26 protein-coding genes are annotated in these 26,725 nt (G+C 61.1%); 12 read left to right on the forward strand and 14 right to left on the reverse strand.

All coding sequences use genetic code 11. The annotated features are described in order from the left end of the window. Positions 1-4 precede the first annotated feature (4 nt). Both NW804_RS01225 and NW804_RS01230 read right to left on the reverse strand, forming a co-directional pair. Entirely contained in the window at positions 5-754 is a 750-nt protein-coding gene (locus NW804_RS01225; RefSeq protein WP_414422656.1) for an HAD family hydrolase, read from the reverse strand. 32 nt (positions 755-786) lie between these two features. Further along, positions 787-1,794, reverse strand: coding sequence for an aldo/keto reductase (locus NW804_RS01230; protein ID WP_414422657.1), 1,008 nt, complete (start codon positions 1,792-1,794; stop codon positions 787-789). A gap of 203 nt (positions 1,795-1,997) precedes the next feature. Between NW804_RS01230 and NW804_RS01235 the strand changes: the two genes are divergently transcribed. From NW804_RS01235 to NW804_RS01270, 8 genes are all read left to right on the forward strand, one after another. Beyond that, on the forward strand, positions 1,998-2,522 hold the full coding sequence (locus NW804_RS01235; RefSeq protein ID WP_414420527.1) for a hypothetical protein: 525 nt from the start codon (positions 1,998-2,000) through the stop codon (positions 2,520-2,522). A 50-nt stretch (positions 2,523-2,572) separates the two neighbouring features. Then, positions 2,573-4,207: a CTP synthase gene (locus NW804_RS01240; RefSeq protein WP_414422658.1), complete on the forward strand. Its 1,635-nt coding sequence runs from the start codon at positions 2,573-2,575 to the stop codon at positions 4,205-4,207. Between the two features lie 27 nt (positions 4,208-4,234). After that, positions 4,235-4,399, forward strand: coding sequence for a DUF2256 domain-containing protein (locus NW804_RS01245; protein WP_414420529.1), 165 nt, complete (start codon positions 4,235-4,237; stop codon positions 4,397-4,399). 49 nt (positions 4,400-4,448) lie between these two features. Then, a complete protein-coding gene (locus NW804_RS01250; RefSeq protein ID WP_414420530.1) occupies positions 4,449-4,925 on the forward strand; it encodes a phosphate-starvation-inducible PsiE family protein in 477 nt (158 codons plus the stop codon). 200 nt (positions 4,926-5,125) lie between these two features. Continuing rightward, a complete protein-coding gene (locus tag NW804_RS01255) occupies positions 5,126-5,200 on the forward strand; it encodes a hypothetical protein (RefSeq protein ID WP_414420547.1) in 75 nt (24 codons plus the stop codon). Positions 5,201-5,244: 44 nt separating this feature from the next. Next, positions 5,245-5,427 carry a peptidylprolyl isomerase gene (locus NW804_RS01260; RefSeq protein ID WP_414422659.1) on the forward strand — a complete coding sequence of 61 codons (183 nt, stop codon included), beginning with the start codon at positions 5,245-5,247 and terminating at the stop codon, positions 5,425-5,427. Positions 5,428-5,502: 75 nt separating this feature from the next. Continuing rightward, entirely contained in the window at positions 5,503-6,804 is a 1,302-nt protein-coding gene (gvpJ, locus tag NW804_RS01265; protein ID WP_414422660.1) for a gas vesicle protein GvpJ, read from the forward strand. A 119-nt stretch (positions 6,805-6,923) separates the two neighbouring features. Beyond that, the gene (locus NW804_RS01270; protein ID WP_414422661.1) at positions 6,924-8,468 is read left to right on the forward strand and encodes an NAD(P)H-quinone oxidoreductase subunit N; all 1,545 of its coding nucleotides are present in this window, start codon (positions 6,924-6,926) and stop codon (positions 8,466-8,468) included. Between the two features lie 105 nt (positions 8,469-8,573). Here NW804_RS01270 and NW804_RS01275 read toward each other — a convergent pair whose 3' ends face one another. The 6 genes from NW804_RS01275 to NW804_RS01300 form a co-directional block, all read right to left on the reverse strand. Next, positions 8,574-9,143, reverse strand: a complete 570-nt coding sequence (locus tag NW804_RS01275; protein WP_414394097.1) for a photosystem I assembly protein Ycf4 — start codon at positions 9,141-9,143, stop codon at positions 8,574-8,576. Between the two features lie 77 nt (positions 9,144-9,220). Beyond that, positions 9,221-10,288, reverse strand: a complete 1,068-nt coding sequence (locus tag NW804_RS01280; RefSeq protein WP_414422662.1) for an S-layer homology domain-containing protein — start codon at positions 10,286-10,288, stop codon at positions 9,221-9,223. Further along, positions 10,276-10,590 carry a DUF3181 family protein gene (locus tag NW804_RS01285; RefSeq protein WP_414410600.1) on the reverse strand — a complete coding sequence of 105 codons (315 nt, stop codon included), beginning with the start codon at positions 10,588-10,590 and terminating at the stop codon, positions 10,276-10,278. Before NW804_RS01285 ends, NW804_RS01280 begins: the two co-directional genes overlap by 13 nt. Before the next feature lie 51 nt (positions 10,591-10,641). Continuing rightward, positions 10,642-11,100, reverse strand: coding sequence for a hypothetical protein (locus NW804_RS01290; RefSeq protein WP_414404879.1), 459 nt, complete (start codon positions 11,098-11,100; stop codon positions 10,642-10,644). 132 nt (positions 11,101-11,232) lie between these two features. Continuing rightward, complete coding sequence (locus NW804_RS01295; RefSeq protein WP_414422663.1) at positions 11,233-11,811, reverse strand: anti-sigma factor family protein; 579 nt, start codon at positions 11,809-11,811, stop codon at positions 11,233-11,235. Then, on the reverse strand, positions 11,808-12,470 hold the full coding sequence (locus NW804_RS01300) for a sigma-70 family RNA polymerase sigma factor (RefSeq protein ID WP_414394390.1): 663 nt from the start codon (positions 12,468-12,470) through the stop codon (positions 11,808-11,810). Before NW804_RS01300 ends, NW804_RS01295 begins: the two co-directional genes overlap by 4 nt. Positions 12,471-12,639: 169 nt before the next feature. Here NW804_RS01300 and NW804_RS01305 point away from each other — a divergent pair, with 169 nt between their 5' ends. Continuing rightward, positions 12,640-13,362: a Crp/Fnr family transcriptional regulator gene (locus tag NW804_RS01305; RefSeq protein ID WP_414404881.1), complete on the forward strand. Its 723-nt coding sequence runs from the start codon at positions 12,640-12,642 to the stop codon at positions 13,360-13,362. An 88-nt stretch (positions 13,363-13,450) separates the two neighbouring features. Here NW804_RS01305 and NW804_RS01310 read toward each other — a convergent pair whose 3' ends face one another. Continuing rightward, entirely contained in the window at positions 13,451-15,277 is a 1,827-nt protein-coding gene (locus NW804_RS01310; RefSeq protein WP_414422664.1) for an aminopeptidase P family protein, read from the reverse strand. Positions 15,278-15,343: 66 nt separating this feature from the next. Then, complete coding sequence (locus NW804_RS01315; protein ID WP_414410604.1) at positions 15,344-15,718, reverse strand: rhodanese-like domain-containing protein; 375 nt, start codon at positions 15,716-15,718, stop codon at positions 15,344-15,346. A gap of 137 nt (positions 15,719-15,855) precedes the next feature. On the opposite strand from NW804_RS01315, the gene NW804_RS01320 reads away from it, so the two are divergent. Together NW804_RS01320 and ileS are read left to right on the forward strand one after the other, a co-directional pair. After that, entirely contained in the window at positions 15,856-16,695 is an 840-nt protein-coding gene (locus NW804_RS01320; RefSeq protein WP_414422665.1) for a hypothetical protein, read from the forward strand. 202 nt (positions 16,696-16,897) lie between these two features. After that, entirely contained in the window at positions 16,898-19,663 is a 2,766-nt protein-coding gene (ileS, locus tag NW804_RS01325; protein ID WP_414422675.1) for an isoleucine--tRNA ligase, read from the forward strand. Here ileS and cysK read toward each other — a convergent pair whose 3' ends face one another. Then, positions 19,664-20,641, reverse strand: a complete 978-nt coding sequence (gene cysK / locus NW804_RS01330; RefSeq protein WP_414411352.1) for a cysteine synthase A — start codon at positions 20,639-20,641, stop codon at positions 19,664-19,666. It abuts the gene before it with no gap. Positions 20,642-20,787: 146 nt separating this feature from the next. Between cysK and dxs the strand changes: the two genes are divergently transcribed. Then, entirely contained in the window at positions 20,788-22,749 is a 1,962-nt protein-coding gene (gene dxs / locus NW804_RS01335) for a 1-deoxy-D-xylulose-5-phosphate synthase (protein ID WP_414422666.1), read from the forward strand. Here dxs and NW804_RS01340 read toward each other — a convergent pair. From NW804_RS01340 to fbp, 3 genes are all read right to left on the reverse strand, one after another. After that, on the reverse strand, positions 22,718-23,644 hold the full coding sequence (locus NW804_RS01340; RefSeq protein ID WP_414420537.1) for a tetratricopeptide repeat protein: 927 nt from the start codon (positions 23,642-23,644) through the stop codon (positions 22,718-22,720). The two genes, dxs and NW804_RS01340, sit on opposite strands and share 32 nt — an antisense overlap. Before the next feature lie 100 nt (positions 23,645-23,744). Beyond that, a complete protein-coding gene (zwf, locus tag NW804_RS01345) occupies positions 23,745-25,286 on the reverse strand; it encodes a glucose-6-phosphate dehydrogenase (protein WP_414422667.1) in 1,542 nt (513 codons plus the stop codon). A 37-nt stretch (positions 25,287-25,323) separates the two neighbouring features. Then, positions 25,324-26,322, reverse strand: coding sequence for a class 1 fructose-bisphosphatase (fbp, locus tag NW804_RS01350; protein ID WP_414422676.1), 999 nt, complete (start codon positions 26,320-26,322; stop codon positions 25,324-25,326). Positions 26,323-26,725 lie beyond the last annotated feature (403 nt).

Here is a 26,725-nt window from a genome sequence, read left to right on the forward strand (position 1 = left end):
ATTCTTACCCTTTTGCCAAGGGCTTGGTAGGAAGGTCAGCAGGACGGTCTTGGCCAGTGGCAAACCAAGTTTGGAGGCGCTCCCATTCCACGTGGGGGTAGCCATCCACTGCCCAATCGGCCCGCCGCTGCAGCATGTGCAGAGGAAAGAAAGTGGCCAAAGCCAACACCGGGATCCCTTGCGAGCGAGCCGCTTGAATGCCGGCGTAGGTGGCTTCAAAACTCAGGCACTCCTGAGGGGAGAGCCCCATCCGCTCTAGGAGCAGACGGTGCAACTGAGGATCCCCTGCCTCGCCCGTTACGCGGTAGCGGAAGTTCTGAGTCAGCCGCGCCAGAGCTGGACAGGGGAAGCGCTCCAGAAAAGCCTCCACCTCGACAGCGGCGTGGCCACTCAAGAGGCCCACCTTGAGCTGCAGCCGCTCCAGCTTCTCCAAGGCTTCCGCCAAACCAGGAACCAGAAGGGATCCCTTTTGCTCCTGCAACGCCTGCCGGTAGTAAAGGGCCTTACGCTGCAAAAGTCCTTCTTGCTGCCTGGGGCTGAGCACCCGTCCCTGGGCTTGCCAGAGGGCGAGCAGACTCTCCCGATCCGGTTGGCCCAGATGGTGTAGCCGATAGAGCTCTTTTTGCGCCGGGGATCCCAGATCCCAGGGGCGCAGGTTCTCCTCCAGCAACACTTGGTTGATGGCGTAGAGGTGTAGCTCCTCGTCGTCAGCCACCACGCCGCTCCAGGTTAGGATTACCCCTTGCAGCGTCATGCGAGGTCCTATTTCAGATTCTCCGGACAATTCTAGGAAGCTGGGATCCCTGGGCGGGTAGGAGGAGCCATAAAGCTGGGGGGAAGGGGTTCGGGGACGTGCCTTTGCAGGATCTCGTCGATGGTCTGCATTGCCTCCGCCTCCAGCGACCAGCCCCAAACTCCGGCTAGGTCATCCAGCTGCTGGCGCTTGCGCGCTCCCCATAGGATTGCACTCACCCCCGGCTGATCCAAGAGCCAGCGCACCGCCAACTGGGGCAAGGTTTTGCCGTAGCGCTCCCGCGCCAGTCGGCTCAGCTCTTCTGCCGCTTGCAGGTACTGGGAGTAGCGAGGCTCTCCAAACTTGGGATCGATGCCGCTGCGCAGATCTCCAGGCGGAAACTTGGTTTGCGGAGTCAGCCTTCCCCCCAACAGCCCCCGGCAGAGGGGACTGTAGATTAGCGTGGCAATGCCGTTGGCCCGGCAGTAGGGCAGGACATCCGCTTCGATCTGGCGCTCAAACAGGTTATAGGGCGGCTGGGCCGTGTGCAGGGGAGCCACCTGGCGGAAGCGCTCCATCTGCTCCGGAGAAAAGTTGCTCACCCCAATGGCGCGGATCTTTCCTTCCTGGAGTAGGCGGCCGAAAAAGGCAGCTGTCTCCTCCAGAGGCTCCAAGGGATCCGGCCAATGCACCTGGTAGATGTCGATCACATCCGTCTGCAGGCGGCGGAGGGAGTTTTCCAGATCCTGAGCCAGCCAACTGAGGCTGCAGTTGCGCACCACCTTGCCGTTAGTCCACTGCAGGCCGGCCTTGGTGGCAATGACTACGCGATCCCGACAGCCGGCATCCCGGATAGCCCGTCCCAATAGCTCCTCCGAAAGGCCGCGGCCATAGGCCGGAGCCGTGTCAAAGAGCGTAATGCCCAGGTCAATAGCCTTGCGGAGGGTGGCATAGGCCTCCTGGGGATCCGCTGGCCCCCACCAATCCCCGGTCATGCTCCAGGTGCCCAGCCCCACGCGGCTAAGTTTTAGCCCCGTCTCGGCAAGCGTAACAAACTCCATGGCAACGTCTGCAAACAGGATCCCGTTTCAGGATGCTAACAGGCGCCGGGGGAGGACAAAGCCTCTTGCGCAGACAACCCACGCGCCTAGCTGCTGGTGGAAAAAGAGGGCGGGCTTTTGCCTCTGCTTTCCCGACTAGCGGCCTAGTAGAGTGAGGATTGAAAAATTCACACCACACCCCAAAACTTTTGAGGAATGGCTCCATGAAGTCCATTTTCCCTCTCTGCCTGTCCGGCTCCCTGGGCGGCATTTTGTTCTGGGGATCCTTGCTGCCCGTTCAGGCGCAGGGGATCACCCCGCTTTTCCCAGAAACTTTCCGAACTCCCAGCCCGGTCGAGCCACTGCCCCCTAGCCAAGATATTCCCACCTTGCCCATCGTGCCGGATCCCCGGCCTGTGCCGCCCACACCTGCCCCGCGACGACCGCTGCCCAGGGGGAGCTTTGAGGAAATTAGTCGATACTTCCGCGATCTCAACCGAGCTAAGAACCTGGCCCGCCAAGCGGCCGAGATTGCCAACGGGGGCTTGCAGCGCTACCGCGCCGAGGCTTCCATGCACGGGGCGGCCATCGACGCGCCGTTTGAAGAGTTTGAAGACGCCTGGGTCTTCACCTTCCGCGGCGGCGAGCCCGGCTTTGTCCAACCCAGCATTGAAACCCAGGTGCGGGTGGATCGGCGCACCTTTCAGACCACCATCCTCTACAATGGCCCCATTCGCTCCCGGCGCTGAGGAAGCCCTGGGATCCCTGGCATAATCAAGAAAGGGCAAGGGTCGGGGCTATGGCCAAGTTTGTCTTCATCACCGGCGGGGTCGTCTCCAGCATTGGCAAGGGCATTGTAGCGGCTAGCCTGGGCCGTCTGCTCAAGTCCCGCAACTACACCGTGTCGATTTTGAAGCTGGATCCCTACATCAACGTGGATCCCGGCACGATGAGCCCCTACCAGCACGGGGAGGTGTTTGTTACCGACGATGGTGCCGAGACGGACTTGGACTTGGGCCACTATGAGCGCTTCACCGACACCAACATGTCCAAGCTCAACAACGTCACCACTGGCGCCATCTACCAAGCGGTGATCTCCAAAGAGCGGCGGGGCGACTACCAGGGCAGCACGGTGCAGGTAATCCCCCACGTAACCCAAGAGATCAAGGAGCGGATCCGGCGGGTGGCCCGCGAGACCAACCCCGACGTGGTGCTGGTAGAAGTGGGGGGCACGGTGGGGGATATCGAGTCTTTGCCCTTCTTGGAAGCCATCCGCCAGTTCCGCAAGGACGTGGGCCGCGCCAACGTGGCCTATGTGCATGTCACCCTGGTGCCTCTAATCAAGGCCTCGGGGGAGATGAAAACTAAGCCTACCCAGCACTCGGTCAAGGAGCTGCGCTCGATTGGCATTCAGCCGGACGTGCTGGTGTGCCGCTGTGAACAGCCTCTGCCGCGCGCCATCAAGGAGAAGATCTCCGAGTTCTGTGACGTGCCGGTGGAATGTGTCATCCAGGCCCAGGATGCCCCCAGCATCTACGACGTGCCCCTGATCCTGGAGCAGGAGGGCCTGGCCCAGCGAGTTTTGGAGATTCTCAACCTGGATCCACAGCAGCCGGATCTGCGCGAGTGGGAGCTCCTGGTACAGCGGCTGCACCACCCGCAAGAGCAGGTGGAGATTGCCATTGTCGGCAAATACGTGCGCTTGACAGACGCCTACCTCTCGGTAGCAGAAGCCCTGCGCCATGCCGGGCTGGCCCTCAATGCTGGCGTTACCTTGCGCTGGATCTCTTCTGAGGCAGTCGAGGAGCGGGGACCAGAAACTCTGCTAGCGGGGGTAGATGGCGTAGTGGTGCCAGGGGGGTTTGGCAACCGCGGCATCGAGGGCAAGGTGGTCACCATCCGCCACGTGCGGGAGCGGGGCATTCCCTTTCTGGGGCTGTGTTTGGGCATGCAGTGTGCGGTGATCGACTGGGGATGCCATATTGCCGGCCTGGAGCGGGCCAACAGCTATGAGTTCGATCCCGACACTCCTCATCCCGTCATCAGCTTGCTGCCGGAGCAGAAAGATGTGGAGCACCTGGGGGGAACCCTGCGCCTGGGCCTCTACCCCTGCCGCATTCTGCCCGACACCCTGGCAGCCAAGCTCTATGGTGAGTCAATTGTCTATGAGCGCCACCGCCATCGCTACGAGTTCAACAACGCTTACCGTAGCCTGTTCCTCGAGTCTGGCTACGTGATTAGCGGTGTTTCGCCCGACAACCGCCTGGTGGAGATCATCGAGCTGCCCAGCCACCCCTTTTTCATCGCCACCCAATTCCATCCCGAGTTTCGCTCCCGCCCCAACCGCCCGCACCCCCTCTTTTTGGGGCTGATCGAGGCTGCTCTGCGTCGCCGTTCCCAGCTTCAACCGCTGCAGTTGCAAAGTACAAGTTGATCCAAGGGTTGTTGTCTCCAGCACGCTATGCCCCGCCACCGGAAAAAGTCGGATCTGCCTAGCAAAATCTGCCTCACCTGCGGCAGGCCCTTTACTTGGCGCAAGAAATGGGCTGATTGTTGGCCAGAGGTGAAATACTGTTCCGAGCGTTGCCGCAACCATCGCCCCAGGGGATCCCGCTCCTCCTCCTAGGCGGCCAGGACGGATAATGGTGGGGTCGAGGAGGGGACAAAAGGGCAGCATGCGGTTTCTCAAGTGGCTGTTGCACAATCCCCACGAAACCGAAGAGGAGGATCCCTTTTTGCGGGCCATCACCCGCATCGAAAGCCTGATCTCGAAGCTACTGTCAGTTTTGATGATTGGGCTAATCGTGGTGGCCGTGGTGGACTTGGCCCGCTTCCTGATAGCCGATCTGTTACGGGAGCCAACCGGGTTTTTCTCCACCACTTTGATTGAGATCTTCGGCCTCTTTTTGAATATCTTGATTGCCCTGGAGATTTTGGAGAACATTACTGCTTACCTGCGAAAGCAGGTTGTGCAAGTGGAGCTGGTCATTGTTACCTCTTTGATTGCGGTGGCGCGCAAGATCATCATTTTTGATTTCGAGAAGCTGGGGGGGTTGGATCTGATTGGCCTGGGGGCAGCAACTCTGGCTCTGTCGGTAAGTTACTGGCTGGTGCGACGAGCTAAGCCCCCATCCAAGTCCGGTCAAGACTAAGCTTCCCAATAGTTTGGCAAAAAACCTGCAACAGCCCGCGCCAGTGGTGCTTGGCTCGGCCAAATCCTACACGGCTATGAGGGGAGCCACTGCCGGCACGATAGTTCTGGAGCTTTTCCTGCAAGAAGCTTCCCTTACTGTCAGCTTCGTCTTTTTGGGCCAACGCTCACTTCTACGATGGCTTCATCTTCCAGCGCGGGATTCGGGGCTTCATGGCCCAAGGCGGGGATCCCACAGGCACAAAGCGGGGTAGGAGGCTACCGCTTTCCCGATGAGCCGTTGCAACGTCCCTACCCCCGGGCGATCTTGGCGATGGCCAATGCCGGCCCTAACACCAACGGCAGTCAGTGACTATCCCCTGCCTCCCAACTCCACCATCTTCGGCCAACTGATCGCGGGAGAAGAGGTGTTGGATAAAATTGCCCCTGCACCAACTGGCCCGCAGGATTGCCCGCTAAACCCGGTGGAGAGCAAGCCCATTCTCATCTCGGAATCCCATTAGCTTGAGCTAATCTCGTGGAACAGTTTGATTGATCCTTAGCTGGGTTTTTGCAACTTGCCTTGAGGGGGATCCCGTATGGAGTTCGCTAGCCCCCGGCGAATGTCCCCCCGCATTTTGGTTCTGGATTTTGATGGCGTGCTCTGCGATGGGCGGGCAGAGTACTTTGCCTCCTCCTGTCGTGTCTGTGCCCAGGTGTGGAGCCTGGCTCCTGCGCAATTGCAGCCGTTGCAGCCAGTCTTTGACCAGTTGCGCCCGCTAATCGAGACGGGTTGGGAGATGCCCCTGTTGCTCTGGGGGCTGCAGCAAGGGATCCCGGAAGACGCTTTGCGCCAAGACTGGCCTGGCTGGCGGCAGCGGTTGTTGCAGCAGGCGGGGGTTTCCGAGCGGGCTTTGTCCCAAGCGCTGGATGAGGTGCGAGATCGCTGGCTTGCAGAGGATCGGCAGGGGTGGCTGGAGCTGCACCGCTTCTATCCGGGGGTGACAGCCTGGATGCGCCAAGTACAGGCTGCCGGCGAGCCGCGCCTAGCCATTCTCAGTACCAAAGAGGGGCGCTTTATTCAGCAGCTTTTGCTCCGCGAAGGGATCCAACTGCCGCGCCACCGCATCCTGGGCAAGGAGGTGCGCGCTCCCAAGGCCGCCACCCTCCAGCGGCTGCTAACTGCAGCTCAGGTAGCGCCAGAGGAACTCTGGTTTGTCGAGGATCGCCTGCAGACGCTGCGCCAGGTGCAGAGCGTACCGGAGCTAGAGCCAGTGCTCCTGTTTTTGGCTGCCTGGGGCTACAACCTGCCGGAGGAGCGAGAAGAGGCCGCCCGGGATCCCCGCCTGCATCTCCTTAGCTTGGAACAGCTCTCCCAGCCTTTTGAGCAGTGGTTGATCCCGCCTCCTCCTTCCTCTGGTCTTGCCATCAGCCCAGCCGGCCCGCAAGACTTGAGTCGGGTTCAAGCTAGCCCTGACCGGAAACGCCCGGAAGCTGGCCTTGCCTCCCTGGTGCTGACCTTGGTGGAGCTGCTGCGCCAGTTGATGGAAGCTCAGGTGGTGCGGCAGATGGAGGCCAATCGCCTTTCGCCGGAGCAGATCGAGCGGGCCGGCAGCAGCCTGCAAGCCCTGCGGCAGCAAATTCGGCAACTCTGCGCCCTGCTGGAGATTGACCCGGCAGATCTCAATCTGGATTTAGGGGATCTGGGCACGCTTCTGCCCCGCCAGGGAGACTACTACCCCGGCCAGCCCGACGGCGAGGGATCCCTCTTGGAACTCTTGGATCGGCTGATCAACACCGGGATCGTCGTCGACGGCGAGCTCGACCTGGGCTTGGCGGACTTGAGTCTTATCCACGCCCGCCTGCAATTGGTGCTTACCTCCAGCGCCAAGCTTTCTTAGACCCAGGGAGTGTCGATGGAGACGATTGAGAGAAGAGATGCCAGAAGCAAGATGGGGAGGCCGGAAATCGCGGTATGCTGGCTTTGGATCCCGTTAATCTCTCTTCACAGTTTTCTCCTATGGATGTTTTCGCCCCAACCGGAAACCTGCATGCCGGCGCGATTTGGCCGGAGGTGGTGGTCACCCTCACGCTGTTGCTCGTCCTGGCAGTGGATCTGGTAGGCGGGTCGGCAGCGCGCAGAAGTTTGCCAACTCTTTCCCTCTTGGGGTTGATGGGAGCCCTGGTGCCCCTGGTGCTGCAGTGGCAGCAGCCCCAGTTGGAGAGCTTCTTGGGCAGCTTTGCCGCGGATCCCGTGAGCATTCTCTTCCGTGGCCTGGTGGTGGTGACAGCAGCCCTGACGGTGATGATGGCGGAGCGCTACCTCAGCCAGGCGGGCACGCCCACGGGCGAGTTCTATGTGCTGCTCCTCACGGCCACCTTGGGGGGAATGTTCCTTGCGGGAGCGATGGATTTAATCATGGTGTTTGTCTCGCTGGAAACGCTGAGCATTGCCAGCTACCTCATGGCTGGCTACACGAAGCGAGATCCGCGCTCCTCTGAGGCTGCCCTGAAGTACCTGCTGACCGGCGCTAGCAGCACGGCCATCTTCCTCTACGGCATGTCGCTGCTCTATGGCCTGTCGGGGGGGCAAACCCAACTGTCGGCCATCGCGCCCCACCTGGCCAATGCTGGCCTAGCAGGGATCCTGGCCTTGGTGTTCTGCCTTGGGGGCATTGGCTTTAAGCTGGCGGCGGTGCCCTTCCACCAGTGGACTCCCGACGTCTACGAGGGATCCCCGACGCCGGTGGTGGCCTTTTTGTCGGTGGGATCCAAAGCGGCAGGCTTTGCCCTGGCCATTCGCTTTCTGGCTACCGTCTTCCCAGCCATGACGGAAGAGTGGCGGGCGGTGCTCTCAGTGCTGGCTATCTTGACCATGGTGCTGGGCAATGTGGTGGCCATTGCCCAAACCCGCCTCAAGCGCCTGCTGGCCTATTCCTCTATTGGGCAGGCGGGCTTTGTTTTGATTGGTTTGGTGGCAGGCACGGAAGCGGGCTACGCCAGCTTAATTTTTTACCTGATGGTTTATCTAGCCATGAACCTGGGCGCCTTTCTGTGCGTCACCCTGTTTAGCCTTAAGACCGGCACTGACGAAATCAACGAGTACAGTGGCCTTTACCAGAAGGATCCTTTCCTCACCCTTTGCCTTAGCATTTGTCTTCTCTCCCTGGGCGGGCTGCCGCCACTGGCCGGCTTTTTCGGCAAGCTCTATCTCTTCTGGGCTGGCTGGCAGGCAGGAGAATACACCCTGGTGCTGGTGGGCCTGGTTACTAGCGTCATCTCCATCTACTACTACGTGCGAGTGGTGAAAACCATGGTGGTGAAAGAGCCGCAGGAGATGTCGCTTTCGGTGCAAAACTACGCCGAGACCGACTGGCAGGCAGAGGGCATGCCGGCTCTGCGAGTAGGCATGGTGTTGACCCTAGTGGCCACCATCTTTGCTGGCATCCTCTCCAATCCACTGTTTACCCTCTCTGTTCAGGCAGTGGAGCGTAGCCCGTTTTTGGGGTTCCCGACAGCCCAGGCTTTTGCTCCCGAGGCAGCCAGCCCTGCAGCTTTGCCCTAGCTACTCGGGCCGCAATTCCTAAAAATGCCCCCACCCCTCTCCCTGTAGGAGGGGGAATTAAGCGTTTCAGCCTTGCCCCGCCACCGTCTGCAACTGAGTCGAACCTCAAATACCCTCTAGGCTGACATTAAGAAAGCGGGCAATTTCGGCGGCTTGGTTTTCAATCTCGGCCAAAGAAGGCGGCTGCCCAACGCCGGTGAGGGGGATGTCACCGCGTCCTTTCACTCGCAAGTAGATAGCTCGGCGGGGGTTGAGGCCTTCTCGCAGCTCCACCCGCAGGCTTTGCACCTCGGCAAAGTCATACTCCAGACGAACTTCGCGGTTTTTGCCCGGAAAGCCCTGCCGCACCAGCGTTATCTTTTGGGTACGGCGGTTGAACTCGTTGTAGCCGCCCCCCAAGTTCCAGTACAGGCTCAGCCATTGGTACAACCCTGCCAGGAAGCCGAGCACGCCGTAGAAGAGCATGGCAATGCCCTGGGGAATGAACACCAGGCTGGCAGGGTCGGAAAAGGGAAGCAAATTGCGGTGGAAATAGCTGGAAAGACCAGCCAGGGTAAAGCCCAGACCCCCTGCCGTCAGAACCACTGCCCAAAAGTAAACGCTGGGCCGCCGCGACCCAATGACGGTGTAGCGCAGCAGGTCTTCAGAGCGAATTTCGGGAACAGTTGCAGACACCGCCGGAATCCCTTTTTCCAAAGCTGGCTTCTCCCATTCTATTGGGCGGCTCGACCTCTTGCTGGGATCCCGCTACTTCAGGGTTGAGACTCGCGGGGCGTAACGATTTTCCCTACCCCTGGGGTAACTGCCGGAGGTTCAGCAGGGGAGGGTTCGGAAGTGGGGGAAGAGGTCGGTTCCGGCTCGGCTGGCAGGGGAGAGGATTCGACGGCAGGAGTTGGACTTGGGAGAGCCGAGAGCTGGGCTACGGCCTCTTGAGCCGTCCGCTCTCCAAAGGCAGACAGGGCAATTGCCACTTCCCCACGGCTAACTGGCTGGAGGGGGTTAAAGGTGCGGATGGGGCCGAAGGTGCGCAACACCGTGGAGGCATTCTCTAGGCTGCGATCTGCCACTAGGGGAGCAACAGCCTCGTCGGGGATCTGCGCCGCATCGGTAAAGCCCCAGCGCTCCTCCAGCTCTGCCCGAGATCCCTTGATCTGGCCGGGCGGCAAATCCAAAGGCACCTTCATGCGAATTAACTCGGCTCGCGACAGCAGGCTGTTGGGGCGAAACTCGCGATTGGCATCCCCAGCAGCGATGCCGGCAGCTCCCAGGGCCTGGATGTAGCGGAAGTTGGGATCCTCCTCCGGTACATCCAAAAAAAGAGGGCGCTCCGAGGGGGATCCTATGCGGATTTGGCGGCTGGGCTCGTCAGCGTGAATGGCGTTGTTGGCTAGCACCAGCCAGCGGGCAAACTCTCCTCGACGCACGCTGCGCTGCGGCTGAAATTCGCTGCCAGCAATATCGGCAAAGATCCCCAGCCGATCCAGGTAATAGACCGACTGGGCCACTAGGGATCCGGGCTCCAGATCCGTGAAGCGGCTGCTGACTTGGCTTGGCAGAGGTGTCAAGGCAACAGGGGGAGAGGTGGAGGGTGAGGGGAATTCTGAGAGAGGCCTTGGCGTCGCCGGCTGCTCTGCAGAGGGAGGAACAGACAGATCCACCGGTCGCACCGCCCGTTCCAGTCGTTCTCCCCACTCCGTTCCCTGACAAGCTGACAGCAGTCCCAGCAGCAAGAGCCAGGTGATAGCCGGGGACAGCGATTGCTTAGGCCGCTTGGAGTGGTGTTGCTGGTGCAATGCTTTCTCTCCCTCTACTGAGCCCATTTGCGACTGAACTCCTCCAGCACATCCAGCAGGTTCAGCAGGCTTTGCATGGGCAGCAGATCCACCAGAGGCAGCTCTTTGCGCCCGCCCCCCACCTTCACTGGGATCCCTTGCAGGATCTCCGTGACGGCATTCTCATCCACCTTGCCTGCCATCACCTGAGGGGCCAGCCGCTCCGCCAGAACGGTATGCAGGTGGGCATCCCGCAGGTAGAGGTGCCACCGGGCTACATCGATGTAAACTTCCTTGCCAATGGCAGCGGCCAATTGCTCGATCTCGGGGTTGCTCGGCACTTGGGCCATGGATCAGCTTCGTTACTGGTTGCCCTGCGTTGATCATAGCCTGGCCCCACTTTAGGGAGAGCTGGCGGCAGAGCGGCGCGGTAGAGGCAGGGCGAAGTTCTCTTGCAACTGCCGCAGCAGCAACAGGTGCTCCAGAGCCAAGCGATCCCGTTCGAGGCGCAACTGGCTGAGTTGGGCCTGGGTCTGGCGAATGTCCTCTACGTTGGCGTCCCAGGTTTGCAAAAGGCGGTAGAGGCGGTCTTGTTGGCTGGCAATCTGCTGGTTCAAGCGGGCTAGGCGGCGGCTAAACTCCCTATCCATTTCTGCCGCCAGCTCGGGATCGGGAAGGAGGGGCAGCTGAGCCCAATCGATGCCCAGCTTAGTCGAGGGTGGTGGAGGCGCTTCTACCTCTTTGAGAAGGGGGAAGTTGGGGAAAGGGGAAAGCTCTATCTCACCAGAGGGCGGCTGGTTTTTTCGAGCAGGAGCCTGAGAGCTGGCCGGCGGCGGAGTGGGCTGGGAAGCGGACTTCAAGGCGCTGGGGTTTGCCTGGGCTGGCCAGGATCCCAGACTGCCCAGCCAAAGACAAACTGCTAGCCCCCAAGCTTGGCAAACCGCTGTTCTCACCCTGTGTTCCTCACTTCAAGCTAGCTCAAGCCAATTAGCTCACTCCCAGCTCAAGTCGGTTGGGGAGTTGGGCAGCGACTCGAATAAAATTGAGTAGGCGTCTTGCTTCTGTCCTGGCTCAAATAGATAGCGTTGGGCAACCCAGGCAGAGGCGGGCACAATTGCCACCCGCACTGGCGGATCCTCCAGAGACACCAACGGCTGAGGGTGCAGCCAGCGCCAGCCCGCCCAGCCCGCTCCCGCCAGGGCTACCACGGCTGCTGCCACTTGTCGCCAAGGAAAGCCGCTGCACCGCCGCCAGCCCAGAGCAACCTCTGGCCCTCGATCCAGCTTCTCGAACACACGGCTAATCAGCAGCTCCGTCTGAACGGGATCCAGGGTTGGCACCTTGAGGTTAGCCAAACCGGCCTGTAAGGCCGACAGTTGGCTGTACAGTTGCTGCGCCTGGGGATCGCTGGCTAGCCAGTCCTCCACTTGTCGCGCCTCCTGGGGGGACAGTTCTCCATCCAGGTAGGCGCTTAGCTGCTCAAAGCGCTCCTCCACCGGCGGCAGCTCCGCGGGGGGAGGGGAGGCGGCATCCTCGCGGTCGGGGTTGAGGTTGGGGCAAAACATAGTCATTCGCCATTGAGGTAGGGCTTCAGGATGGACTGCAAGCGGGCGCGGGCCCGGGCAATGCGGGATTTAACAGTACCCAGAGATACCCCCGTAATCTCCGCAATTTCCTCATAGGCCATCCCCTGAATTTCTCGCAGCAGGATGGCTTGGCGAAAGGCCTCAGGCAGGTCGTGGACGGCTTGGTGCAATCGCTCGTAAAACTCGCAGGTGGCGAGGTGGTCGTGGGGGCTTGGGCTACTGCTGGGCAGCTCCCATTCCATCTCACTCTCTTGCGTGGAAATCGAGGCATCCAAAGAGAGGGGTTGCTGCTGGCGCCTGCGCTTGCGCAGCTCGTCGTAAACCAGGTTGGTGGCAATCCGCCCCAGCCAACTGCGAAACTTTGCTGGCTCCTGCAGATGTTTGAGGTTGCGGTAGGCCCGGATCCAAACTTCCTGGGCCAAGTCCTGGCGATCCGGCCAGTTGGGCGCAAGATGGTAGAGAACCTTATCTACGTAGGCCTGATAGCGGCGTATGAGCTCGGCAAAGGCCTCGCGGTGGGGCCGGGATCCCTGCTGACACAGCAGTACCAGCTCCCGATCGGCAAGCTTTTCTGGCAGCACAGGCTCCTTCCTCAGTGAGGCTGACCAGCACTGGCCGCTGATGTTGCTGAGGGCAGCATCCATAAGCATCCCCAGAAAGAGATCCCCTCCCAACCGGAACCTCTACTTGAGAGACGAATTCAGGACAACCGGGTTCCCTTCCTATCTTTGGCGAGAGTACCCTTGCAGGATAGCTCTTGGGCTGGCAACTGGGCTACAGTGAGCTTGCGGTAGAGTAGACGCCCGATCTGGCATGACTTCCGACGCCGCTGCTGTTCTTTCTGAGCTCAAGGCAGTGCCGACGCTGGCGGAACTTTCGGCCACGTCTTTGCAGTGGCTGGGATCCCAGGTAAAGCTGCGGGACATCCCAGCAGGGCAGGCGCTCTTGATGCAGGATGCCTGGGGCAGCGTTGTTTATTTGATCCTATCTGGCTGGGTCAAGGTGCGGCGAGCTCTGCGGATCCACACCGCCGAAGGAACCTGGGACAGCGCCCAAACCCTAGCTCTACTCGGGCCCGGCGCCTGGGTAGGGGAAATGGCGGTGTTGGACGAAGCGCCCCGCTCGCGGGATGTGCTGGCCTTAACCTCGGTGCGGGCTGCCGGGATCCCAGCGGCAACTTTCAAGACGCTGATGCTGCAGGAGCCGCGCCTGTGCTACCAACTGGCTCGCAGCCTCTCCCGCCGTCTGCGCCTAGCGAATTTGCAGGCCGACCTGGAGCAACAGAGCCCTCCTGTGCGGGTGGTGCATGCGCTGGTGCAACTGGCGGAAGCCTTTGGCGAGAAGACTGAGCAGGGAGTGCGCATCATCTACCCGCCCCTCCAGGATTTGGCCGACCTCAGCCAGGTTAACCAGGAAACAGTGGCGGCAGTGCTGAACCGCTTGCAGCAGCAGGGGATCATTCAGCCCCTGCCAGACCAACAGTCTCTGCTCCTAATCCAGTACCCCAAACTCGTAAAAGCAGCCCGCCTGCTCTAGTTAGCTGGGGCTGCATCCAGGAAACTTGCTCCTTGCAAGCTGTGGTTTGCGAGAGCTTGCGCTAGCGGCAAGACCCGTGGCATAACGGCTAGCTGGCAAGACCGCAGGCCCACTCTAGCCAAGAGGCATCCTCTTCTGAGAGACTGGCCTGGTGCAGGGCGTAAACCTGGCGGTGATACTCATCCAGCCAAGCCCGCTGTGCCGCGTCTAGGAGATCCCAATCGATCAAACGCCTGTCAAAAGGGATCCACGTCAGAGAGCGAAAGCCCATCCAGCCCTCTGGCTCGGGGAGGGCAACCACCTCGTAGAGGTTCTCCAGGCGAATCCCGCCCCAGCCTGGCTGGTAGTAACCTGGCTCGATGCTGGTGATCATGCCTACCTTGAAGGGGGTGCTGGCGCGGCGGTGGATCCCATTGGGCCCCTCGTGGACGTTCAAAAAGGCGCCGACGCCGTGGCCAGTGCCGTGGCCGTAGTCTAGCCCTGCCTGCCAGAGGCTGGAGCGGGCAATGCCATCCAAAGAGAGGCCGTAGGTATCGGGGGGGAAGATCTGGCGGGCGCAGTGAATGTGGGCTTTGAGCACCTCGGTGTAGCGCCGCTTGCACAAGGGATCCGCGGGTTGCGAGCCAATCCAGAGGGTGCGGGTAGCGTCGGTAGTGCCCCCCAGGTAGTGGGATCCCGAGTCCAACAAAAACAACTCGCCTGGCTGCAGCAGCTTCTGAGGATCCGGGGTGCCGTAGTGAACGATAGAGCTATTGGCCCCGGCCCCAGCGATGGTGTTAAAGCTCAAGCCAACCCAATCCCCTTCCTCGCGGTAGTGGGCCTCCAGGGTGGCTGCCACATCGGCTTCGCTGATGGGGATCCCTGCTTGGATCTGCCGGTCGATCCAGGCGAGCGTGCGGATCTTGGCCCGGCTGGCTTTGCGGTTGGCTAGCCGCATCTGCTCCAGCTCGGTGGGGTTTTTGACCGCCTTGAGGACATCCACGGGGTGATCCAGCTCGCGACAGGGGATCCCGTGCAGCAGCTCTTGCGTGCCCTGAGTGGTCTGCTTGGGATCCAATCCCACCGGCCCGTAGCGCTCGGCCCACTGGGGCAGTTGTTCCGGGTAAGCCTCGTAGGGCCAGAGCTCTACCTCCGCTTCGGCCAGCACTTGCCGAGCCGAGGGAGTAAGGCGCTCCAGATCTGTGAAGAGGGCAACCCTCTCCAGGGCAACCAGCGCGTAGGCGCGGAACACCGGGTTGTAGGGGATGTCAGAGCCACGCAGGTTCAATAGCCAGGCTACCTGGTCCAACTTGGTTAAGGGCAACAGGCCTACCCGCTTGCGGCGCATCTCCTGGCGCACCTGAGCCAGCTTGTCGCTGGGGGTGGCCCCGCAGAGCTGGGCAGGGACAGGATAGATGGGTTGTTTCAAAAGAGGTTGGCTAGATTCCTTGGCCAGCTTATCTAGCGGGTTTTCGCGAACCGGCACCAGCAGCACTCCCCCGGCTTGGGCGTGGGCTTGTAACTGGCGGTAGGTGGCTACGGACACCGTAAAGGGATCCACCCCCAGGCGAAAGCCAGATCCTAACTCCTCTACAATCTCCATCAGGCTGGGCTGATCCGGCAGACCGCCTTTGATCACCGTAAACAGGTTGGGATCCACCTCCCGCTCGGCCTGCTCGTGGTAGCGGGGATCTACCCACAGCCAAGCCCTGTCCCGGCTAATCAAAGCATCGCCCACCGAGCCAGTAAAACCCGTGATCCACTGCCGCCGCTTGCGATACTCCAGCAGGTACTCGTTGAGGTGCTCATCGGCGGAGGGCACCCAAAACCCATCCAAATTCTGTTCTTGCAAAAGCTGGCGCAGCTGCTGCAAACGGGCAGCAATCTCCAGGCGGGGCAAGGTTTGAGGCATGGCAGAGGCAACGGAAGAGTCCACGCTATCGGCCCTAGAGACCATGTTACAGACGTCCCCTTTCTCCTTGGGAAAGCTGAGCAAGAATTTCTAGCACTCTTCGGGAAAGCCAGCCTCTCGCCAGGCGCGGATGCCGCCGTCCATCGAAAACACGCGGCGGTAGCCCATCTTCTGCAAGTTATCGGCTGCTAAGGCTGAACGAAACCCACCAGCACAATAGAGGACAATCTCCGCCTCTTTGTCTGGGATCACCTTCTCGATGTCCCGCTCAATAATGCCTTTGCTCAAGTGAATGGCGCCAGCAATGCGACCTGCCTGCCACTCCGATTCTTCCCGCACGTCGACTAGGTAGAAGGGATCCCCTTGCCGTTGTTTCTGCCTGACTTGCTCGACGGTCAGCTCTTGGATGCGGCTTTTGGCCTCGTTGACCAAAGCCAAGAAAGCAGGAGAGTGAGGGGACGCCATGGAACCTCGCCGATGCAACCCAATCTCCAGAATAAACCGGGCTTTAGGGGTGTGGATAGCCGCTCGGCCAAGTTGGGCCGGATCCCTACCCGGACAGGCTAAACTAAGCGCAGACCTGCCCGCCGGAGGCCCACAGTTTGAGCTCTCGATCCGCCTTTTCCCAACTGCTCTGGCCCCTTGCCTTGAGTTTGAGCTGGGGGATCCCGCTTGCAGGCAAAGTGCTGGCCCAGACTCCCCCGCCGCTAGAAAGCGGGCTGCAAAGGCAGGTTTCTGCCCCTGCGCCAGCGGCTCTGGTCGAGTGGCTGAACGAGCAAATAGCCGCGGCTAACCGACGGGACTTGCCGAAGGTGATGGCCGGCTACAGCCCCGACTTCCGCCACCGCGACGGGTTGGATCGGCAGGGGGTGGAAGAGGCCATTCGCAAGCTGTGGGACGCGCATCCTGAGCTGACCTACTCCGCCCAAATTGTCTCCTGGCGGCAGATAGGCCCTGAGATTGTAGCTGAGATTGCTAGCCAAGTGCAGGGATCCCAGGCTTCGGGGCGGGGGGAGTTTCAGGTAAAGGCTTCCGTCCTGGTGCGCAACCGCTACCGCCCGGATGCCGCCAATCCAGGACAACTGCTGCTGGTAGAGCAAGAAGTGCTGCGGGAGTCGAGCACGCTCACCTCCGGCTCAGCACCCCCCACCGTTACTTTCAAGCTGCCGGAGGTGGTCAAGCCGGGATCCACCTACTCGCTGCAGGCCATTGTGGCCGAGCCCCTCACCCAATCTTTGCTGTTGGGCGCTGTGGCGGAGCGGCCCGTTGCCGGAGCAAGCTACCTGGATGTCACTTCGTTTGCCCTCGAACCTCTGCAGGCGGGCGGGATCTTCCTGCAGGCGGATGCCCCCCCAGAAGCGGGTGCTGAGTGGATCTCGGTGATGCTGGTTAACCAAAGTGGCCTGGTTGTCGAGAGCCGGCGCCTTACCGTTCAACCCTAAGAGAAAGGAACCCCAAGCAAGCCAGACTCCTGGCAGAAAGCCGAGGTGGCCGTCTGGATCCCTTTCCCTCAGGCCAGGGAGAGGAAGCCTAGAACACGACTGAGAACCAGGCAACGGCGTAGGATAGAAAAACGCCCTTTAGCCTGCTCAAGTTGCCGTGGACTACAAGAGTACCCTCAACCTGCCGCAGACTCAGTTTCCCATGCGGGCGGAGGCCGCTAAGAGAGAGCCCGCCATCCAGGCTTTTTGGCAGGAAGAACAGATCTACCAGCGTCTGTCGGAAACCAATCCGGGGGATCCCTTTGTCCTGCACGATGGGCCACCCTATGCCAATGGCGACATCCACATGGGCACCACCCTCAACAAGATCCTCAAGGACATCGTCAACAAGTACCACCTCCTGCGAGGGCGCAAGGTGCGCTATGTACCTGGCTGGGACTGCCACGGCCTGCCCATCGAGCTGAAAGTGCTGCAAAGCCTCTCCCCCCAGGAGCGGCAGAGCCTCACCCCCCTGCAACTGCGGCAAAAGGCCAGAGAGTACGCCCTGCACTACGTCAACGTGCAGCGGGCCAGTTTTCAGCGGCTGGGGGTATGGGGAGATTGGGATCGGCCCTACCTGACCCTATCGCCGGAGTACGAGGCGGCCCAGATCGAGGTGTTTGGCCAGATGGTTCTCAAGGGCTACATCTACCGCGGCCTCAAGCCCGTCCACTGGAGCCCCAGCTCCCAGACGGCCCTGGCAGAAGCGGAGCTGGAATATCCCGACAACCACATCTCCCCCAGCATCTACGTGGCTTTTCCCTTGCAAAGCCTCAGCCCGGCGGCGCGGCCGGTTTTAGAGCCCTTCCTGCCAGGCCTGCGGGCGGCCATCTGGACGACTACCCCTTGGACGATCCCGGCCAACCTGGCTCTCTGCTTTAACCCCAAGCTTACCTACGCGGTGGTGGAGTCTCCCCGCTTCGGCCTGCTGCTCATTGCCGCCGCTTTGCGGCAGCGGCTGGAAAAAGTCCTGGAGACTCCCTTGGAGGTCAAGGCCACCCTGCCGGGATCCGCTCTGGAATACTGCCAGGGACGCCACCCCCTCTTTGACCGCCCTAGCCTCTGTGTTTTGGGAGACTATGTGACCACCGAGTCCGGCACCGGCATTGTCCACACGGCGCCAGGGCATGGGGAAGAAGACTTCAAAACTGGCCAAAAGTACGGCCTGCCCATCCTCAGCCCCGTGGACGAGCAGGGGAGGTTTACAGCAGAAGCCGGCCCCCAGTTTGCCGGGCTAGATGTCCTCTCCAAAGAACCGGAGACCAGCGGCAACCTGGCCGTGATTAAGGCTTTGCAGGCTGCCGGTGCCCTGCTCAAGGAGGAGCCCTACAGCCACAAATATCCCTATGACTGGCGCACCAAAGAACCCACCATCTTCCGGGCCACCGAGCAGTGGTTTGCGTCCGTAGCCGGCTTCCGGGAGCTGGCCCTGCAGGCCATCAAAACCGTGAAGTGGATCCCGCCGGAAGGGGAAAACCGCATCACCGCCATGGTCAAGGAGCGCTCCGACTGGTGCATCTCCCGCCAGCGGGCCTGGGGGGTGCCCATCCCTGTTTTCTATGACGAGGAGACTGGCGAGGCTCTGCTGACTGCCGAAACCATTGACCACATCAAGGCCATCTTTGCCCAAGAGGGATCTGACGCTTGGTGGAAGCGCCCAGTAGAAGAATTGCTGCCGGAGCAGTACCGCCGCAATGGCCGCACCTACCGCAAGGGCACGGACACCATGGATGTTTGGTTTGACTCCGGCTCTTCCTGGGCGGCGGTGGCCCAGGCGCGCGGGTTAGGCTACCCCGTGGATCTCTACCTGGAGGGTTCGGATCAGCACCGAGGTTGGTTCCAGTCCAGCTTGCTGACCTCAGTGGCGGTCAATGGCTGTGCCCCCTACAAGGCGGTGCTCACCCACGGCTTTGTGCTGGACGAAAAGGGCCAGAAGATGAGCAAGTCCTTGGGCAACGTCATCGATCCCCTGGTGCTCATCAACGGCGGCAGCGACCCTCAGACGGATCCCGCCTACGGGGCCGATGTGCTGCGACTGTGGGTTTCCAGCGTGGACTACTCCGGCGACGTGCCCCTGGGCAAGACCATTCTGGGGCAGATGGCAGATGTGTACCGCAAGATCCGCAACACAGCCCGCTTTCTGCTAGGCAACCTCTATGACTTTAACCCGGCCCAGGATGCCGTTCCCTTTGAAGCGTTGACCGAGTTGGATCGCTACCTCCTGCACCGCCTAAAGGAGGTGGGAGAGGAGATCACCGAAGCTTTTGACAGCTATCAGTTCTACCGCTTTTTCCAAGCGGTTCAGAACTTCTGCGTGGTGGATCTCTCCAACTTCTACTTGGATATTGGCAAGGATCGCCTCTACATCAGTCACGCCCGCAGCCTGCGGCGGCGGCAATGTCAGACGGTGCTGTCCCTGGTGCTGGAGAACTTGGCCAAGGCCATCGCCCCAGTGCTTTCCCACCTCGCAGAAGAGATCTGGAGCTACCTGCCCTACCCCAAGCCCACCCGTTCGGTGTTTGAAGGGGGCTGGATGCGACTGCCGGAGCAGTGGCGGGATCCCCAGCTAGCTGCCACTTGGGAAAAGCTGCGGGCAGTGCGGCAGGAGGTGAACAAGGCGCTGGAACAAGCGCGCACCGACAAGCTCATCGGCGCTTCCACCGAAGCCAAGCTCATCCTCAAGGTGGCGGATCCCCACCTGTACGCTCTTCTGGAAGAGCGGGCCGCCGAGCTGCGCTACCTGTTTATCACTTCCCAGGTGGAGCTCATCAAGGCAGAGACTGAGGCGGCGGAGCTGCAGGTTGTCGTTCAGCGGGCAGAGGGCAAAAAGTGCGTGCGCTGCTGGAACTACTCTCCTCGGGTGGGGGAATTTGCCGAACATCCAGAGCTGTGTGAGCGCTGCGTAGCGGCCCTAGCTGGCGAGTTTTGACTACCTAACCAAAGACTGCGGCAGCCGCGAGTCCGACTCTCGCTCCAGGTCGCGGAAGAGAGGCGTACTGAGGTAGCGCTCGCCAAAGCTGGGCTGGATCATCACAATTAGCTTGCCGGCGTTTTCCGGTCGCCGCCCCACCTGGATAGCGGCAGCCAGGGCTGCCCCAGTGGAAATGCCGGAGAGGATCCCTTCTTCTCTGGCCAGGCGGCGGCTGTAGACCATGCTTTCTTCGTCGTCTACGGCAATCACCTCATCCAGGAGATCCCGCCGCAACACCTCCGGCACAAACCCTGCCCCGATGCCCTCGATGCGGTGAAAGCCGGGCCGTCCCCCGCTTAGAACCGCGCTTGCCTTGGGCTCGACGGCCACTAGCCGAATGGAAGGTTTCTTACTCTTGAGAAACTCGCCCGCCCCGGTAATGGTGCCGCCAGTGCCCACCCCCGCTACCAGGATGTCCACCTGGCCATCGGTGTCCTCCCAGATCTCGGGGCCGGTGGTGCGGGCGTGGATTTGGGGGTTGGCCGGATTGGTGAATTGGCCCAGCATGTAGGCATTGGGGGTGCGGCGCACGATCTCTTCCGCCTTCCAAATGGCCTCTCCCATGCCACCGGCGCTGCTGGCTAGATGCACCTCTGCCCCGTAGGCCTTCAACAGCAGCCGCCGCTCCAGGCTCATGCTCTCAGGCATGACGATGATGAGCCGGTAGCCCTTGGCCGCTGCCGCCATAGCTAAGCCAATGCCCGTGTTGCCGGAGGTGGGTTCCACCAAAATGGTCTTGCCGGGGGAAATTAAACCGGCTTGCTCAGCTGCCTCGATCATGCTGACGGCAATGCGGTCTTTTACCGAGGCTGCCGGGTTGAAGCTCTCCAGTTTAACCACAATCTCCGCCAGGCATCCCTCCGCCTGCGGGATCCGGTTGAGCCGCACCAACGGCGTGCGACCGATGAGTTGGGTGATGTTGTCGGCAATCCTCATGGGCAGGCAACCTCGAAAAGCGGGGCCTTTGTCCGATGCTAACCCTGCAGCGGGAGACATCCAGCGAAGTTTTGAAAAGACTCCAGCCAAGCCCTCTTGGAAAGCCATGATCTAGAGTGAGATCACACCGGAAGGACAGATCCCCTATGCACCTGAGTGAAATCACTCATCCCAACCAGCTCCGCAACCTAAGCCTCAGCCAGTTGCGCAGCTTAGCTCGCCAGATCCGCGAAAAACACTTGCAAACGGCTGCCAACTCTCCCGTCGGCTGTCACCTAGGGCCAGGGTTGGGGGTGGTGGAGCTGACCTTGGCGCTCTACAAAACCCTTGACCTGGATCGCGACAAGGTTATTTGGGATGTGGGGCACCAAGCCTATGCCCACAAAATGCTCACCGGCAGGTATCACAACTTCCACACCATTCGCCAAAAGGGGGGGATCTCCGGCTACCTGAAGCGCAGCGAAAGCCGCTTCGACCACTTTGGGGCCGGCCACGCCTCCACCAGCATCTCGGCAGCCTTGGGTATGGCCATTGCCCGCGACCGGCGGGGGGAAAACTTCAAGGTGGTGGCCATCATCGGGGACGGCGCCCTGACCGGGGGCATGGCCTATGAGGCCATCAACCACGCCGGCCATTTGCCCAAGACCAACCTGATGGTGGTTCTCAACGACAACGGCATGTCGATTTCCCCCAATGTGGGGGCGATCCCGCGCTATTTAAACCGCCTGCGCCTCAGCCCGCCAGTGCAATTTTTGGCCGACAGCCTGGAGGAGCAACTAAAGAACCTGCCTCTAGTTGGCTCCAGTCTCAGCCCCGAAATTGAGCGCATGAAGGAGACGGTGAAGCTGGTTACTGCTGTGCAGAACAACAAGGCCGGCATCATCTTCGAGGAGCTGGGCTTTACCTACGTGGGGCCGGTGGACGGGCACAACCTGGCAGAGTTGTTGGATGCTTTTGAGTTGGCCCATGGCCTCTCTGGGCCCGTGCTGGTGCATGTGGCCACCGTCAAGGGCAAAGGCTACCCACCGGCAGAGGCTGAGCAGGTAAGCTATCACGCCCAATCCCGCTTCGACCTGGCCACCGGCAAACCCTATCCTCCCACTAAACCCACTCCCCCCAGCTACAGCAAGGTCTTCGGCCATACCCTTTGCAAACTGGCGGAGCGGGATCCCCGCATCATTGGCATCACGGCAGCTATGGACACCGGCACTGGCCTAGACAAGCTCAAGGAAAAACTGCCGGATCAGTTTGTGGATGTGGGGATCGCGGAGCAGCACGCGGTCACCTTGGCTGCTGGCATGGCCTGTGAGGGGATGCGCCCGGTGGTGGCCATTTACTCCACCTTCCTGCAGCGGGCCTACGACCAGATTATCCACGATGTCTGCCTCCAAAAGCTGCCAGTCTTTTTCTGCTTGGATCGGGCAGGCGTGGTTGGACCTGACGGCGCCACCCACCAGGGCATGTACGACATCGCCTATCTGCGCTGCATCCCCGAGATGGTGCTGATGGCCCCCAAAGACGAAGCGGAACTGCAGCGCATGGTGGTAACCGGGATCCAGTACACCCAAGGACCCATTGCCATGCGCTACCCGCGCGACTCTGGCGTTGGGGTGCCCTTGGCGGAAGATGGCTGGGAGCCCATTCCCATTGGCAAGGCGGAGGTGCTGCGCAGCGGCGGCGATGTGTTAGTCCTGGCCTATGGGTCGATGGTCTATCCCAGCTTGCAGGCCGCGGAGATCCTCAAAGAGCACGGCATCTCCACGACGGTAGTCAATGCCCGCTTTGCCAAGCCCCTGGATACAGAGCTAATCCTGCCCCTAGCCGAACAAAGCCGCCTGGTGGTGACGGTGGAAGAAGGCTGCCTCATGGGCGGGTTTGGCTCGGCAGTGGGGGAAGCCCTCCTGGATGCCGATATCCGGGTGCCTCTTTTGCGCCTGGGGGTGCCAGACATTTGGGTAGAACATGCTACCCGTGAAGAGTCTCTTGCAGACCTTGGCCTCAACAGTGTCGGTATTGCCGAGCGGATCCGAGCCAAGCTTGAGAAGCTGCAAAAGCCAGTGGCCGAGGGATCCCGGGCTACTCTCCTGCAAGACCCATCTGGCGGTTGAACCGGTCCACAGCAGCCTGCTGTAGGGCCTCCACCACTGCCCGCGTTCGCAGGAGAACTTGCACATCTCGCAGCAGGTTATTCCGCCACAGGTTCTCCCGCAGCACCTCTAGCCGGGCATAGCTGGGATCCAAGCGCACGGCTTTGGCCCCCAGTTCTTCCGCCCGCTGGGTTTGGCCGCGAACGTACAGGGCTGTAGCCAGGGCCAGGTAGGGCTCGGCCACCGCCTCGTTCATCTCGATGGTGCGCTCCCAGCGCTCGATGGCCGCCTCCAGATCCCCTTGCTCGTAGTCCACCAGGCCAAGGTTGTTCATAGCAGGCCAGTAGGCGGGATCCAACTCCAAGGTTTTCTCATATTCCCGCCGGGCGGGATCCCATTGGTCAAGCATGAGGTAGGCATTGCCCAGTTGAAAGCGGGCGTTGGGGTTATCCGGCTGCAAGGCAACAGCCCGTTCCAGGGCCTCGGCGGCGGCAAAGTAGCTGCCCTGCCGCAAGTAAGCCACTCCCAGGGAGTAGAGGACATCCCCATCCTGGGGAGCCAGAGCGCGGGCCCTTTGCAGCACCTGCACGGCCTGGGCAGAGTTCCCCAGCTCCAGATAGACGTTGCCCAAAGCGTAGAGCAGCTCGGAAGAGGTGGGCACCATGGCCACGGCCAGTTGCAGGCGGCGCAACGCCTCTTCGGTCTGGCCAAACTGGGCTAGCCGCAGCGCGTTGGTGGCCAGTTGCAGCCCCTGGGCCTGCATCAAGTCGCCATTGGGCAGGGGCACATGGAGCAAGACCTGAGCCCGCGCGGGATCCCCTCCCTCTATCCCCAAGACAAGGGCAAGGCCCACCGGCAAGGCTAGGCAAAACCGGAACGACAGCGACGGCATGATACCCACGCAAAACCAGGCCATGCCCATGTTAGCCGCAATCGCTGTTTGAAATGTCTGCTCTCGCCCCCTTGGCGCTTTATCAGCCCCAGTCGCTACCTGAGCCAGGTTTTGCTGCAGGAAACTAGAGACGTCGCCACCGCCGCCCAGACTGGGCCAGCAGGTCTTCGGCAGCCTTGGGCCCCCAGGTGCCGGCCTCATAGGTGTACAGCGGCGGCGCGGTATCATAGCCAGGTGGCGTCTCCCAGGCCGACAAAACGGGCGTTACCACCCGCCAGGCAGCTTCCACCTCGTCGGCGCGGGTAAACAGGGTGGGATCCCCCAGCAGGCAGTCCAACAGCAGGCGCTCGTAGGCATCTGGCGCGCTCGACCCAAAGGCTGTCCCGTAGCGAAAATCCATTTCCACCGAGCGGGTGCGGATCTCCGGCCCGGGCATCTTGGCCTCAAAACGCAAGGAGATGCCCTCGTTGGGCTGGATGCGCAGCACCAGGATGTTGGGGCTCACCTCCCGCGTGGCCGAAGGAAAAAGGGATAGGGGCACCTGCTTAAAGTAGATGGCCACCTCGGAAACCTTCTTGGCTAGGCGCTTGCCCGTGCGCAGGTAAAAGGGCACCCCTTTCCACCGCCAGGTGTCGCATTCCAGCTTCAGGGCGGCATAGGTGGGGGTCTGCGAGTTGGGGTTGACATTGGGCTCTTGGCGATAGCCGGGCACTGGCCTGCCGCTAATCCAGCCGGGGCCATACTGGGCCCGCACCGCTGCGGCTGCCACGTTGCGAGTGTCGGCCAGACGGGTGGCCTGCAGCACTTTGGTCTTTTCATTGCGCACCCCATCGCCGCGCAACGAGACGGGCGGCTCCATGGCCGTCAGGCAATAGATCTGCATTAGGTGGTTCTGCACCATGTCCCGCAGGGCGCCGGCAGCGTCGTAGTAGCCGGCCCGATCCTCCACCCCTACCGTTTCCGCTACCGTAATCTGCACATGGTCGATGTAGTTGCGGTTCCAGAGAGGCTCAAAGATGGCGTTGGCAAAGCGGAAGACTAGCAGGTTTTGCACCGTCTCTTTGCCCAGGTAGTGGTCGATGCGGTAGACCTGCTCTTCCTGACAGATGCGCTGCACAAGGCGGTTCAGCTCCTGGGCCGAGGTGAGGTCGTGGCCGAAGGGCTTTTCAATCACCACCCGCGTCCTGGTTGGATCCGCCAGCATCCCCGCTGCCCCCAACTGCTGGAGGGCCTGGGCATAGAAGTCCGGTGCCACCGCCAGGTAAAACACGCGGTTGCCGCGGGTGCCCCGCTCTTCGTCCAATTCGCTGAGGAATTGCTTGAGGCGCAGGTAGCCCTCGGCATCGCCAATATCCAGGCGACAGTAAAACAGGCGGCTGGCAAAGTCTTGCCAGAGGGCTTCTGGCCCCAGATCCTGGGGGGCAAACTCCTTCAGGGCTGCCCGCATCTTGTCCCGATAGGCCTCGTGGCTCCAGTCGCGGCGAGCCACCCCCACCAAGGTAAACTCCGGCGGCAGCCGTCGCTGGACAAAGAGCCGGTAGTAGGCCGGGATCAGCTTGCGGGCCGCCAGATCCCCGGAAGCGCCAAACTGCACCAGAATGCAAGGATCCGGAATGCGCTCTTGGTTGAGGCCAACGCGCAAGGGGTTTTCCGCCAGGGCCACCATAGAGTCGGCTCAGCTTGGGTGGATAGGGAGAGAGGAGCTAGGGCTGCAGAGAACCTTCCAGACAGCGCAGCACCTCTTCCACGTTCTCGCGGCTGCCAATGATGAGGGGCACCCGTTGGTGGAGAGAGTGGGGCACGATGTCCAGGATGGCCTCGGTGCCAGTGGTAGCCACGCCTCCTGCCTGCTCGGCCAAAAACGCCAGCGGGTTGGCCTCGTACATCAGCCGCAGCTTGCCCTCGGGTTTCTTCTGGGTACCGGGATAGAGATACACCCCTCCCTGCAACAGGATGCGGTGAAAATCCGCCACCAGAGCGCCGCTGTAGCGGGAGGTATAGCTACCTTGGCGATGGGCGTAGCGGATGAAGTTTTGGATCCCCTCGCTCCACTGGCAGAAGTAGCCCTCGTTGAGGCTGTAGACGGAGCCACGTTCGGGAATGCGGATGTCGCTTTGGGAGAGGATGAACTCGCCCAAGCTGGGATCCAGCGTAAAGCTATGTACCCCCTTGCCGACGGAATAGACCAGTTGGGTGCTGGGGCCGTAGAGGATATAGCCAGCAGCCAGTTGCCGGCGGCCCGGCTGGAGGAGATCTTGGTGGTCAGCCTCAGGGCGATCCTCCAGGGGCTGAAGGACAGAGAAAATGGAGCCAACGCTGAGGTTGGCCTCGATATTGGAGGAGCCATCTAGGGGATCGACAAGCAGCGCCAGGCGGCTGAGGGAGCAGTTTTCCGGCAAGCGGGCCGGGGTTTTCATCTCTTCTGAGACCAGCCGACAGACTAGCCCTGTCTGCTCCAAAGCGCGGATGAAGGCCCGGTTGGCGTACTCGTCCATCCGCTGCTGTTCTTCCCCTTGGACATTGACGTTGCCGGTTACGCCCAGCGCTCCCTCGATGAGTCCTGCCTGGCTGAGGCGGCGGGCAATCATCTTGCCGGCCAGGGCAATGCGGTTCATCAGAGCACTGAAGTCCTGGGCCTCGGCGGTGAAGCTGCCAAACTGCTGCAAGACATGCCGGGAGAGGGTGAGCACATCCCGCGCCATCTCGCGTTCGGCGCTGCTGGGCATGACAGAGGGAGGAGAGCTAAGAACCATACGAGGCTTCCCCAAAGAAACGCCGAAACAAGGGATCCCTCGCTTCTAGCAAAGACTCTGTCTTGCTGACCTAAGTGGGAAGCTGGGATCCCTTCTACTAGGTAGGCTGGCCGATTCTCGGCGCAGGTGCCGGGAACTTACAGAGTTGCTTCAGATTTGGCTGGCCTTGCCGGGCTTTTGCTTCGGCTGGGCTGGCAAAAACAGGGCTCTCCTCTAGTCCTTGATTCACTAGACATCAGCCACTTTGTGGCATAACCAACCGCCTGCCTTGACGGAGATGGGCTGAGCGAGTAGGCTTGCGAGTACATCTTTTCTGGTAGGCACTTTGCCTAGGCTAAAGTTGGCTCCGTCT

The sequence above is a fragment of the Synechococcus sp. WC10meta genome (assembly GCF_047461475.1).